Source organism: Pseudomonas sp. CFII64, assembly GCF_000416235.1.
Lineage (GTDB): Bacteria > Pseudomonadota > Gammaproteobacteria > Pseudomonadales > Pseudomonadaceae > Aquipseudomonas.
This window is the reverse complement of record NZ_ATLO01000028.1, coordinates 97,579-110,530: the sequence shown is the minus strand read 5'-3', so window position 1 is coordinate 110,530 and position 12,952 is coordinate 97,579. Positions and strand designations below refer to the sequence as shown.

Genomic DNA, 12,952 nt, shown 5'->3' with positions numbered 1-12,952 from the left:
TGCAGTGCGCAACGTCCAGCGTGTGGCGATCGTCGGCATGGGTTCCCGAGGCCTGAGCATCCTGGAACAGCTGATTGGTCTGGCGCACAGAAATCCCCAGCGACGACTGCTGGTCGAGGTATTCGATCCGCAGACACCCGGCAGCGGCCTGCATCGGCCAGAACAGCCGGATTACCTGATGCTCAACACCATGGCCGGGCAGATTTCGGCGTTCTCCGCCGCATTCCCTGCCTCACTGCCGGATCAACCCGCAGGCCTGACATTCCTGCAATGGTGCGCCACTCACAACGTGCGACTCGATGAGCGCGGGCACCTGGACGCGGCGGGCAGGCCGGTCGAGTTTGGTGACTTCGCGCCGCGTCGGTTGCTCGGGCGCTATTTGCAGGACAGCTACCGCTACTTGCTGGCGTTATGTCCGGCCCATGTCCAGGTACGTCATCACCGGGAATCAATAGTCGGTTGCTGCCCGAGCGCGGGGGAGCCTGGCTTTCAGCTGACCTGCGGCAATGGACAGCAAATGGCTGTCGATGGTGTGTTCCTCACCACCGGCCATGCGCCGCGCGAGTGTGAGGCGGTGACTGGACGGCGCGTCGCCATCGAAGGCCTGGGCCTGACGGCGATGGACACTCTGGCAGAGCTGACCCAGGGACTCGGCGGGCGCTATGTCCGGGACAACAGCGTCTGCGGCTGGCGGTATCAGCCTTCGGGCCGCGAGCCACAGATCTATCTGTTCTCGCGCAGCGGCCTGCCGTTTCATGCACGGCCGCAATGGCAGCCCGGTCAACCTGCGCCTGCACCGCCAAGGTTTTTTACCCCGGCGGCGATCCGCGCCTTGAGACGGGAAAGCCTCGATGGGCGTCTGGATTTCGTGAAGCAAGTGCTGCCACTGATTGAGGCCGAAATGCGCAGCAGGTGCGGGTCGTTCGATCCCAAAATTCATTTGCAGATCGAGCCCTGGCAGGGCGAGCCTGGCGCTTATGAGCAATGGTTTCGCCAGTGGATCGAAGCCGATCTGCTGCGCAGTCGCCAAGGCACGGCCGCGAGCCCGCTGACGCAAGCGCTGGAAGTGTGGCGCGACTGTCGGGATGTGTTGCGTCTGGCAGTCGACCACAAAGGCCTGACGGACGCCTCGATCCAAGCCTTTTATAACCAATGGGCGGCGCTGGGTAATCGTCTGGTGGGCGGTCCGCAGCAGGAACGCTACGAAGATTTGCTCGCACTGATGGACGCCGGGATTGTGAGGGTGCTTGCGCCCCTGCAAATCCATGGGCCGGGAATTACGTTCGATGCGCTGATCAAGGCGCGGACTGCACACAGCGGACTTTCAGGCGGCCGGTCGGCGCTGCTCGATGACTTGCTCAGGCAAGGACGGGTGCGCCGGGCCCATCCGTATCCCGCCGACGGCATCGAAGTCGACCGGCAAAACCGCGCGATTGGCAGCGACGGCCGTGTCGAGCCGCGTCTGTGGGTTCTGGGACCGACGGTGGAGGGCAGCACGTTCTACAACCATTACGTGCCGACGCCAGATCCCGCCTGCCAGGCATTGCTGCAAGCGCGTAGCGCGGTTGAGTCGTGCCTCGCCGCCCTGGAGGTCGACCTCGCCTGCGAACAACTCACCACCTGACTGAACTCCCGTACCGCAATCAACTTAAACCCTACCCGAAAGGATCATCTCCATGTCCGAGATCACGTTGCTGACGGCGCTCGCCGGCGCTTTCATTGTCTTGATTATCAGTCCCGGCCCGAATTTCCTGGTCATCACCCAACTGTCGTTCAGTCAGTCCCGGCAGCAGGGGATCTGCGCCGGGCTTGGCGTTGCCTCGGGCAGCATTATCTGGGCACTGCTGGCGGCAACAGGTCTGGGCCTGATGTTTCAGCAGTTGCCCTGGCTGCAACCGGCCCTGCAACTGCTGGGCGGGATTTATCTGACCTGGCTGGGCAGCAAAAGCCTGCGCAACGCTGGCAGCCAGCCCGCACCGCGCAACATTGCCGCGCTCGGCATTGGCAGCCTGCGCCGGGCCTATCACTTCGGGCTGCTGACCAACCTGACCAACCCCAAGGCGCTGGCGTTTTACACCAGCGTGTTCACCACCGTGACCACGCCAGGCCTGCCGATGTGGGTGCGCACGGCCGGGGTATCGATCATCGCCGTGCTGGCGATTTCCTGGTTTGTCTTGCTGGCGACGCTGTTCTCTATTCCGGCGGTGCAACAGCGTTATCAGCGCATGAAAAAGGCCATCGACATCATTACCGGCCTGTTCATGATCGCGTTCGGCTTGCGCCTGCTGATCGGTTTATTGCCTGCCTGATGCCAGCAACTTCATCCAATCGATTCAAGGACCACGACGATGCACAGTAATGACTGGAATTACCCCACCTCCATGCGTGTCGGCGCAGGACGAGCGAGCGAACTGGCCCAGGCGTGCCAGAGTATTGGCATCCGCCGACCGCTGCTGGTCACCGACCGGTTTCTGGGGACCACCGACATGATTCAGAGCGCGCTGGCTGACTGCCGCGCAACCCTGGGCGACTGCGGCTTTTTCGATCAGGTCAAAGGCAACCCGACCGGGCGCAATGTGGCCGAGGGTTTGGCGGTTTACCAGGCTGGCGCCTACGACGGCGTCATCGCCTTTGGCGGTGGATCGGCGCTGGACGCCGCCAAAGCGATTGCCTTGATGTCGGGGCAGAACCGGCCATTGTGGGATTTCGAGGACATTGGCCAGAACCACTTGCGCGCTGACCCAACAGGAATCGCGCCGATCATTGCCTTGCCGACCACAGCGGGCACCGGCTCCGAGGTGGGCCGCGCGTCGGTGATCACCGATGAGCAGGCGCGGGTCAAGCGCACCATTCTGCACAGCAGGATGATGCCGAGGATTGCGATTCTCGATCCCCATCTGACGCTGGACCTGCCCAAACACCTTACGGCGGCCACCGGCATCGATGCCTTGACGCATTGCATGGAGGCTTATTGCTCGCCGGTTTATCACCCCATGGCAGAGGCCGTGGCGGTCAAAGGCATGCAACTGATCAAGCAGTTCCTGCCGTTGGCGGTTGCCGACGGCTCCGACCTGCATGCGCGTCAGGAAATGCTTGTCGCTTCAAGCCTCGGCGCAGTGGCATTCCAGCGCGGCCTGGGTGGCGTGCATGCCATCGCTCAGACCTTGGGCGCTCTGTACGATCAGCATCACGGCCTGCTCAATGCGATTCTGTTGCCTTATGTGCTGCAGGCCAATCAGACAGCGCTCGGCCCGCAGATGCAGGCGCTGTCCATTGCCCTTGGTTTGCCCGGGTCAGGATTCAACGCTGTGCTGGACTGGATTCTGGCCTTGCGCGAGCAGCTCGGCATCCCACACACCTTGAGTGCGCTGGGCATTGATGATCACGATGCAGAACTGGTTGGGCGTATGGCCTTTGCCGATGGCTGTTCGCACACTAATCCGATACGGCATTCGGCGCAGACTTACGCCGGGATCTTCTGTCGCGCCGTCGCGGGCGACTGAGCCATGGCGATGATCGACGCCGCGAGGGTCAAGCGACTTGCTAGGGTCTGGCAGGATTACGTCGAATCGGGACGCATCGTTGGCGGGATGTTACTGGTTGCCGAGCAGGGCGAATTGCGCTTCGCCTCGGCGCGGGGCTGGGCGGATCGGGAAAACCGGCGCAGAGTGACGCCACACACGCAGTTTCGCCTGGCGTCTTTGACCAAGCTGCTGACCTCGGTGCTGGCGCTAAGGCTCTGTGAATCGGGGCGGTTGACGCTGGACGAGCCCGTCACACGCTGGCTCGCGGACTTCCGGCCACGCCTGGCCGATGGCGCAGAAGCGACCATCACCTTGCGCCACTTGCTGTCGCACACGGCGGGCTTGTCCTACGGTTTCGAGCAACCCGTTGGCAATGCCTATGAAAGGGCAGGGGTGTCGGACGGGCTGGACCACGTCGGCTTTGACCTGCAACACAATCTGACCCGTCTGGCTGGCCTGCCATTGTTGTTCAAACCCGGAGAGGCCTGGGGTTATTCCCTGGCCACTGATGTGGTCGGCGCGATTATCGAGCAGGCCAGTGGCGTGTCACTGCCGCAAGCCATTGCACGCTGGGTGACGCAGCCGTTGGCGATGAGTGCGACGGGGTTCGTTGCCAGAGATGATCAATCGCTGGCGGTTGCTTATCGGGATGCCTCCAGCGAGCCGCTGCGCATCGGCCGTGCTGATGTCCTCAAACTCGACAGTGGCCAAGCCCGGCTGTCAGCAACGCGCGTGGCTGATCCGCAGGCTTACCCATCTGGAGGCGCGGGCTTGATCGGCACGGCTGCGGATTACCTGAAGTTGCTGGAATGCCTGCGGGCAGGCGGCGCGCCGTTGTTGAGTCCGGCCAGTACCGCCAGCTTGTTGAGCAATGCCATTGGCGACTTGCCAATCAGCAACCGGGGGCCCGGTTGGAAGTTTGCTTTGGGCCCGATGGTGCTCACCGATCCGGGGCTGGCCAGGCACAAGCAGGGGAGCGGAACCTGGTCGTGGTGCGGATTGTATGGCTGTCATTATTGGGTCGATCCCGCCGCTGGCATCAGCCTGGTCGCGCTGACCAATACCGCTGTGACCGGCGCCTGGGGCGGGTTTGCCGATGCACTGGTCGATGCGCTGTACGACGCAGAATAAACCTCAGACCCTGGCGAATTGCTTGCGATAGCTGGTGGGGCTGACACCAACCAGATTGCGAAAGTGTCGACGAAACGATTCTTCGGAACCGAAACCGGCAACGTCCACCAGCTCGGCCAAACGCATGTTGGAAGATTCCAGCAACTCTTTGGCATAGGCGATTCGTTCGCCCAGAATCCAGTCATACGGTGTCAAACCGGTGCTTTCCATAAAGGTTCGGTGCAGCGTGCGCGTGCTGATGGCTGCCCGATCCGCCATTTCCTTGATGCTATGGGCGTGTTTGAGATCGCCGCGAATCCAGTCCATCAGGTTCGAGATCGGCCCGTCACTGGCCGACACCAGCTGGCGCGATGCATATTGCGATTGCCCGCCTTCCCGATGGGGCGGAATTACCATGCGCTGCGCGACCATGTTGGCCACCCGGGCACCGTGATCGGTGCGCACCAGGTGCAACATCATGTCCAGACCCGCCGCCGAGCCAGCCGCCGTCACGATCTGGCCTTGGTCGACATACAACTCATTAGGCTGGATGGTCAGCTCGGGATACATGCTGGCCAGCATGTCGGTATAGCGCCAGTGCGTGGTGACCCGCTTTCCATGCAGCAATCCGGCAGCGGCCAGCACGAACGCGCCGGTGCAGATCGAGCAGATCCGCGCGCCCCGCGCATGGGCCGCCTGCAATTGCGCGATTAACTTGGGCGGTACTTCGCAGTCCACGCCACGCCAGCCCGGCACGATGATGGTATCGGCGTTTTCCAGCAGCACTTCGCCCGGCGTCGGCACGATGGTGATGCCGCCAGCAGCCGTGATCGCGCCTTCATCCACCGAATAGGTTGCGAACTCGTACCAGGTCACGCCCAGCTCGGGCCTTTTCAAGGCAAACACTTCGACCGTGCAGCCAAATTCAAAGGTGCACAGCTGGTTATAGATAAGCGCGACGACAAGATGATTTTTCATGGCGCGATGTTACCGGATATTGGCATTTCCGACAGTAGTTCAGTGCAAATGGACTGGTTAACCTGAGGGCTGCAATCAGGCCAGAACCTGACCCTTTTTCAAGGTCGCACACGCCGCCCGGGAGTCCTTTTTCGTGACAATCAACATCGGTATCTACGTCTACGACGACGTTGAAGTCCTCGACTTCGCAGGCCCTTACGAAGTATTCACCACCGCCGCCCGCATGCACCAGCGCAAAAGCCGCGAAGAGCGTCCGCTGTTCACGGTTTTCACCATCGGCCGCACCTTGTCGTCGGTCCGCGCGCGTGCCGGTTTGAAAGTTGATCCGGATTACACCATCAACGATCACCCGGTCATGGATTGCCTGGTGGTCCCAGGCGGAGTAATCACCTCCGAAATGGAAAAACCTGACGTGATCCGCTGGATCAGCGGCCAGGCCGTGCCGGAGCGAGTGATCGCAGCCGTCTGCACCGGCGCATTCCTGGTGGCCAAGACCGGCAAGCTGGCGGGCAAGCAGGTCACTACGCATTGGGAAGACATCAACGACCTCAAGGAAATGTTCCCGGCCGTGGATGTGTTGAGCACCTTGCGTTGGGTCGATGAGGGCGCGTTCGTGACTTCTGCGGGCATTTCGGCGGGTATTGACATGAGCCTGCACATGGTCGAGCGCCTGCACAGCCGCGAACTGGCGGAGCGTACCGCCTTGCAGCTGGACTTCGACTGGACTGAAAACGACTGATTGATCAGTCATTGATCCACGAGGCTGACAGGGACCGCCAGCCGGTGGATTGATCGGGAAAACCTTACCCGATGAATTCATGACTTCCGATCCGCCTCACGTTTCCCACCGTTTTTTCGGAAAGTGCCGGTCTGAATGCTTGCCGCCGCTGACAGTCGTACTGCGTTCGCCGCGCTATCTATGGCTCTGGTACGGAGCGAGACGGTCTGTCAGCCATTAAATCAGCGCGCAAGTCTCTGCTGATAACTCCCCGACCTGCCGAAACAATTCCAGTCCGCCGTTCCTTTCTGGCGGCACCTGGGGGCTGGAAACGTGACCTGCGCCTCGTGCAATCGCGCCCGCGCCAACCATCGCTCACGCCAGAGTTCAGGAAAATGAAAACCCACTTCTTCAAAGTCGTCCAGACCGTCGCCGTGCAGGGATCTTTTTCGGAGGCCGCCGCTATCCTGGGTTGCAGCCAATCGAACATCAGTTACGCCATCAAGGAAGTCGAGACGTTTTTCAACAAACGTCTGTTCGTACGCAGCCGTACCGGCTGCACGCTGACTCCGGATGGACACGTCATCACGCGTACTCTGGAAACGATGCTGGCAACCCTTGAGCAACTAAAAAAAATGAGATCAATGGCCGCGTAACGGTCCACTATTTCACCCACATTCAAGAAACCACGCTGGCGGCGTGCATTGCATCCCTTGGCAAACTTCACCCACAAGTCTCACTGACCGCAGTGCACGGCAGCGAGCAAAACCCTTCGCTGGATAATCTGAAACGGGACGTGGCTGACATTGTGATCATGCCGGGTACGGTGCTCGACGAGCATTATCTGGAGCACCTGCACTGGGCGGATACCTACATGTTGGTGACAGCAAAACACGCGTCCGGCATTCAGCCGACCTTTACTCAACTGGCGGAAACCGTGCGTTATGTGGCCTGGCGGCATGCGGGCGTCGAGGCGCTGCACCATCAGTTGCATTGCGCTCAGGTCCGGCTCAGCCATCGTGGCGAACTCAGCTGTGTCGATACGCTTCTGGATCTGGTCAGGAAAGGGCATTGCATGTCGATCCTGCCGCGCACGCTGTTGCCGCTCAACGACGGCAGTTTTGATTGCATACCGCTGCCCGTGACGGTAGCGCGGCGGATCAGCGTCATTGCCCGGCCAGTCTCGCTGATGTCCAACGCGGCGAACGCGGTGCTTGATGCGCTGAGGCAAGCCACGCGCCCGCAGGGTTGAAAACTAAAATGCAACGTTTGGCGCCGACAAGGCTCATAGCAATAGGTATTTGGCAGCAGAATCGCAGTTTCGGCGCGGTTCACTTGAAGCGGATGATTGGAATTTATGACCACACCGGATAAGCAATACGTGGATTGGCTGGTAGAGCAATCGATGCTGAACGCGGCAAAACAACGGGCCAAATTGTATTCGGGGCAGGGCAGGCTCTGGCAGCGCCCCTTCGCCGAGGCCCGGCCGCGCGACGCTTCAGCCATCGCCTCTGTATGGTTCACAGCCTATCCGGCGTCCATTGTCACCCGCGAAGGGGGTTCGGTTCTGGAAGCCCTGGGTGATGAAACCTTGTGGCACGCGCTGTCCGAGATCGGCATTCAAGGCATTCATAACGGTCCGCTGAAAACCTCTGGCGGCCTGCAGGGCCGCCAGCGTACGCCAAGTATCGACGGTAACTTCGACCGCATCAGCTTTGGCATCGATCCGGACCTGGGCACCGAAGCGCAGCTGTTGAGCCTCAGCCGCATCGCTGCCGCGCACAACGCGGTGATGATCGATGACGTGATTCCGTCGCACACCGGCAAGGGCGCGGATTTCCGCCTCGCGGAAATGGCCTACGAGGATTACCCCGGCCTTTACCACATGGTCGAGATTCGCGAGGAAGACTGGCACTTGCTGCCTGATATTCCAGCAGGTCGCGATGCGGTCAACCTGATGCCTGAAGTCGTCGATCAGCTGAAAGACAAGCACTACATCGTTGGCCAGCTGCAGCGGGTGATCTTTTTCGAGCCCGGCGTCAAAGAGACCGACTGGAGTGCGACCAGCATCGTCCAGGGCGTCGATGGCAAGGCGCGGCGCTGGGTGTATCTGCATTATTTCAAGGACGGCCAGCCTTCATTGAACTGGCTCGACCCAAGTTTTACCGCGCAGCAGATGATCATCGGCGATGCCTTGCATGCCATCGACGTCATGGGCGCGCGGGTATTGCGTCTGGACGCCAACGGCTTTCTCGGCGTGGAGCGCAAGGCCGAAGGTAATGCCTGGTCGGAAAGCCATCCGCTGTCCATTACCGGCAATCAACTGCTGGGTGGTGCGATTCGCAAGGCGGGCGGCTTCAGCTTCCAGGAGTTGAACCTGACCCTGGATGACATCGCGTCCATGTCCCATGGCGGCGCGGATCTGTCCTACGACTTCATCACGCGTCCGGCCTACCAGCACGCCTTGCTGACCGGCAATACCGAGTTTCTGCGCCTGATGCTGCGTCAGGTGCATGCCTTTGGCATTGATCCGGCGTCACTGATTCATGCGTTGCAAAACCATGATGAGCTGACCCTGGAACTGGTGCATTTCTGGACGCTGCATGCCCATGACACCTATCACTACCAAGGCCAGACCTTCCCCGGCAACATCTTGCGCGAGCACATTCGCGAAGAGATGTACGAACGCCTGACCGGCGAGCACGCGCCTTACAACCTTAAGTTCGTCACCAATGGCGTGGCGTGCACCACGGCGAGCATTATCACTGCCGCGCTGGGCATTCGCGATCTGGACACCATCACCGACGCGGACGTCCTGAAGATCCAGCACATTCACCTGTTGCTGGTGATGTTCAACGCCATGCAGCCCGGTGTTTTTGCCTTGTCCGGCTGGGACCTGGTGGGCGCGCTGACGCTGCCAGCCGAGCAGGTTCAGCACCTGATGCAGGATGGCGATACGCGCTGGATCCATCGCGGCGCCTACGATCTGGTGGACCTGGACCCTGAAGCCGAGTTTTCCGCCGGCAATATGCCGCGTCCGAAAACGCTTTATGGCAGCCTTGTGGATCAGCTCCAGCGTCCGGACTCGTTCGCTTCACAGCTCAAGAAAATCCTAGCCGTGCGCCGCGCCTATGATATTGCGGCGAGCAAGCAGATCCTGATTCCGGATGTGCAGCATCCAGGCTTGCTGATCATGGTCCATGAGCTGCCGGCCGGCAAAGGTACGCAAATTACCGCGCTGAACTTCAGCTCCGAGCCCGTCGTCGAGACGCTGCATCTGACTGACGTCGCGCCGGGACCGGTGGTGGATATCATCAACGAGCGGGTCGAAGGCGACTTGACCGAGCAGGGTGAGTTCACCATCACGCTGGACGCTTATGAAGGTCTGGCACTGCGCGTGGTCAGTGCGCTGCCTATCTGAAGTGCGTCAGCAGCGCGGTCTCAGTGTCCACTGAGCCGCGTCTGCCAGCCAAAATTCATGCGTTGACGAAAAAACGACATTCTCCCTCTGATAATGCGCGCCTTGGTTTGTGCCCAAGCGGCATGCATTGATCGGAAATTTCATGGATATCAAACACAGTCTCAAACAGCGGATCGTGATCGTATTCACGCTGATGAGCACACTGGTGGCGGTCGTCTTCGCCGCCGGCATCGTGGTAACCGTTCACTTTGTCGAGAAAAAGCTCACTGTTCTCTCCCTTGACGGCGATTTGCATCGCCTCTTAGTCATGGACGATGTTGCCAACTGGAGCCATCGTCCCGACAAGCTTTCGCTGTTCTACGTCGAAGGCGGGGCAGGTGATCTGGCCATGGCCGATGACCTCAAACGGCTGACGCCAGGTTTCCACACCTTTGTGCGGGGTAAGAACGCTTACTACGCCATGGTCGACTCGGTCGACGGGCGCAGCTATGTGTTGTTGCGTGACCAACGCAGCAGCGTGAAGCGCGAACGAATTCTCTTTGGCGTGGTGCTGGTGGGCTTTGTGCTCAGCGTATTGCTGGCCTTGCTGCTTGGACGCTTGTTGGCACAACGCGTCATGGCGCCGGTCGTCAAGCTGGCCGGACAGGTGCGCCAACGGGATCAGCTTCTTGAGGTAGCGCCTTCCCTGGCTCCCGAATATGGCAACGACGAAGTCGGCGAACTTGCCGTTTCCTTTGATGAAACGCTGGGCCGACTGCGCGCCGCACTGGGCCGCGAAAAACTGTTCACCAGCGATGTCAGCCATGAACTGCGCACGCCACTGATGGTGCTGGCCAGCTCCTGCGAACTGCTCCTGGAAAACCCCAACCTGGACCCACGCTCACACGCCCAGGTGACCCGCATTGCCCGCGCCAGCGAAGGCATGCGCCAGCTTGTGGAAACCTTTCTGTTATTGGCACGAATCGAGAGCGATCAAGCCGGACGGGGGCCGCGCTCCACTGTTAAAGCGACGGCCGACGAGCTGGTGGACATGTGGCGCAAACCTATTGAAGAAAAGGGCATTGTTCTGCGCTACGAGCCGGGAGAACCGTTGCCTGATCTGTACAACGCGACGTTGCTGCATTCGGTCATGGGTAATCTGTTGCGCAATGCCTGGCATTACACGGACGAGGGCTTCATTTGCCTGACGCTCGACTCGCACGGCTTCAGCGTTCAGGACAGTGGCATTGGCATTCCGCTGGAGAAACAGCAGGCCATGTTCCAGCCCTTCGTGCGCGGCGATGAACAACGTGGAGAGGGCCTCGGACTGGGGCTTTCCCTGGTGCAACGCATTTGCGTTCATCAGGGCTGGAGCGTGACGCTGCATAGCCGCGTTCCTCATGGCTGCTGTTTCGACGTTCGGCTTTAAACGCTCCCGGTTATAGCAAGGCGAACCTGAAAGATCGCCTTCGCGGGCAAGCCTCCAACGGGTCAGTGCCTGCTGCGCGCAAATCACTTCGTTGGAGGCTTGCCCGCGAAGAACGATGACGCGGTGGATCTGACGGTAGCGCCAACCAAACAACCACTCGAAATCACTTCCAGATAAAAGGTCGATAATCGTCGCGAAGGCTCAAGCCCGGTGCTTGTAGCGTCGCGCCTGTCAATCCGTCAGGAATTGTCCAGTCGTCATACCATCATCCCAGTATACAAATGAAAAAACCCATGCTAAAAATTCAGCCAGGTCAGATCGCATCGCTCGGAACTGACTCAGGTTTGGAGGCTGCCTTATAGCGTCCATAATAAGAAATCATCTCATCACATAAGCCTTGAACCGCGCTTGCGACAGGCCGTAGATGAGCCGGAGAAATGACATGCCCACGGTCTCCGCATCTCCCAGTATCGAGAAATCAGCTATCCGCAAAATCTCACTGCGACTGGTTCCGTTTGTTGCTTTGATGTTCTTCATTAACTTCCTCGACCGCACCGCCATTTCCTTCGCTGGCCCCAACGGCATGACCCAGGATCTGGGGCTGACCATTGCTCAGTTCGGCCTTGCATCCGGGATCTTTTTTATCGGCTACATCCTGCTGGAAGTGCCGAGCAACCTGGCATTGCACAAGTTCGGCGCGCGCAAGTGGCTGGCCCGGATCATGGTGTCCTGGGGCGTCGTGTCGCTGTTGTTCACTTGGGTCAGCAGTCTGGAAGGGCTGTACACGCTGCGCTTCCTGCTGGGGATTGCCGAAGCCGGTTTCTTTCCGGGCGCGATCCTGTTTTTAAGCCTGTGGGTGCCTTCACGCTATCGCAGCAAGATTCTGGCGCTGTTCTATCTGGCCCAACCGTTGACCGTGGTGATCGGCGCGCCGCTGGCGGCCTGGTTGATCGGTCACGATGGTTTGTTTGGTCTGGCGGGCTGGCGAGTGATGTTCCTTGGCGTATCGCTACCGGCGATTCTGGTCGGGTTCATTGCCTGGTTCTATCTGGTTGACCGTCCTGCCGAGGCCAAATGGCTGAACGCGGAAGAGAAAAAATGGCTGGTGGCTGAACTGGAAGCCGAACAGCAGCAGACCCAGGCCAAATCCAGCCATCTCAGCGTCGGCCGCGCCATGCTCAATGGTCGGGTGTGGGTGCTGTGTTTCATCTACTTCGGCTTTATCTACGGCCTGTATGCACTGGCGTTCTTCCTGCCGACCATCATCGGCGGCTTCCAGGCGCAGTTCGGAACCACGTTTACCGTGTTCGAGAAAGGCCTGATCACAGCGATTCCTTATTTGCCGGCTGCCGTCGCCTTGTACCTCTGGTCCCGGGACGCAACACGCCGCGGTTGCCGCACCTGGCACATCGCGCTGCCCGCATTGACCGGTGCCGTCAGCATTCCCTTGGCGCTGGCGATGGGTTCGCCAACTGCCACGGTGGCCGTCGTCACCATCACCGCGTGCTCTATTTTCGCCGCGCTGCCGAATTTCTGGACGCTGCCTACCCAGTTTCTGACTGGCGCATCGGCCGCAGCCGCAGTGGCGTTGATCAATACCGTGGGCAACGTTGCCGGGTTCTCGGCCGGTTTTATCACCGGCGCGCTCAAGGAATCGACCGGCAGTTACACCGTGCCGATGTTCGTGGTTGGCGGTTTGATGCTCATGTCTGCGGTGCTGATGGTTGCCCTGGGCAGCCAGCGTCGTTTATCGGTTGATGGGCTGACGCCAGCACGCCCGGCACAGCAATAAG

General features: G+C 60.1%; 11 protein-coding genes. 10 read left to right on the top strand and 1 reads right to left on the bottom strand.

All coding sequences use genetic code 11. The features are described 5' to 3' along the window. Window positions 1-37: 37 nt before the first annotated feature. The 4 genes from CFII64_RS13455 to CFII64_RS13440 are packed head-to-tail and all read left to right on the top strand — an operon-like array spanning window position 38 to window position 4,655. Window positions 38-1,624 carry an FAD/NAD(P)-binding protein gene (locus CFII64_RS13455; protein WP_052026625.1) on the top strand — a complete coding sequence of 529 codons (1,587 nt, stop codon included), beginning with the start codon at window positions 38-40 and terminating at the stop codon, window positions 1,622-1,624. 52 nt (window positions 1,625-1,676) lie between these two features. Continuing rightward, a complete protein-coding gene (locus tag CFII64_RS13450; protein WP_020291331.1) occupies window positions 1,677-2,309 on the top strand; it encodes a LysE family transporter in 633 nt (210 codons plus the stop codon). Window positions 2,310-2,348: 39 nt separating this feature from the next. Continuing rightward, window positions 2,349-3,503, top strand: a complete 1,155-nt coding sequence (locus tag CFII64_RS13445) for an iron-containing alcohol dehydrogenase (RefSeq protein ID WP_020291330.1) — start codon at window positions 2,349-2,351, stop codon at window positions 3,501-3,503. Between the two features lie 3 nt (window positions 3,504-3,506). Beyond that, window positions 3,507-4,655: a serine hydrolase gene (locus tag CFII64_RS13440; protein WP_020291329.1), complete on the top strand. Its 1,149-nt coding sequence runs from the start codon at window positions 3,507-3,509 to the stop codon at window positions 4,653-4,655. Between the two features lie 3 nt (window positions 4,656-4,658). Here the strand turns inward: CFII64_RS13440 and ftrA are convergent, their stop codons facing one another. Then, window positions 4,659-5,612 carry a transcriptional regulator FtrA gene (ftrA, locus tag CFII64_RS13435; RefSeq protein WP_020291328.1) on the bottom strand — a complete coding sequence of 318 codons (954 nt, stop codon included), beginning with the start codon at window positions 5,610-5,612 and terminating at the stop codon, window positions 4,659-4,661. 133 nt (window positions 5,613-5,745) lie between these two features. Here ftrA and CFII64_RS13430 point away from each other — a divergent pair, with 133 nt between their 5' ends. From CFII64_RS13430 to CFII64_RS13405, 6 genes are all read left to right on the top strand, one after another. After that, window positions 5,746-6,351: a DJ-1/PfpI family protein gene (locus CFII64_RS13430; RefSeq protein ID WP_020291327.1), complete on the top strand. Its 606-nt coding sequence runs from the start codon at window positions 5,746-5,748 to the stop codon at window positions 6,349-6,351. A 374-nt stretch (window positions 6,352-6,725) separates the two neighbouring features. Beyond that, the gene (locus tag CFII64_RS13425) at window positions 6,726-6,986 is read left to right on the top strand and encodes a LysR family transcriptional regulator (protein ID WP_020291326.1); all 261 of its coding nucleotides are present in this window, start codon (window positions 6,726-6,728) and stop codon (window positions 6,984-6,986) included. A gap of 35 nt (window positions 6,987-7,021) precedes the next feature. Next, entirely contained in the window at window positions 7,022-7,582 is a 561-nt protein-coding gene (locus CFII64_RS13420; protein ID WP_256208088.1) for a LysR substrate-binding domain-containing protein, read from the top strand. Window positions 7,583-7,687: 105 nt separating this feature from the next. Further along, window positions 7,688-9,751 carry a maltose alpha-D-glucosyltransferase gene (gene treS, locus CFII64_RS13415; RefSeq protein WP_020291324.1) on the top strand — a complete coding sequence of 688 codons (2,064 nt, stop codon included), beginning with the start codon at window positions 7,688-7,690 and terminating at the stop codon, window positions 9,749-9,751. A gap of 142 nt (window positions 9,752-9,893) precedes the next feature. Beyond that, window positions 9,894-11,159 carry a HAMP domain-containing sensor histidine kinase gene (locus CFII64_RS13410; RefSeq protein WP_020291323.1) on the top strand — a complete coding sequence of 422 codons (1,266 nt, stop codon included), beginning with the start codon at window positions 9,894-9,896 and terminating at the stop codon, window positions 11,157-11,159. 442 nt (window positions 11,160-11,601) lie between these two features. After that, on the top strand, window positions 11,602-12,951 hold the full coding sequence (locus tag CFII64_RS13405; RefSeq protein WP_020291322.1) for an MFS transporter: 1,350 nt from the start codon (window positions 11,602-11,604) through the stop codon (window positions 12,949-12,951). Window position 12,952: the final 1 nt, after the last annotated feature.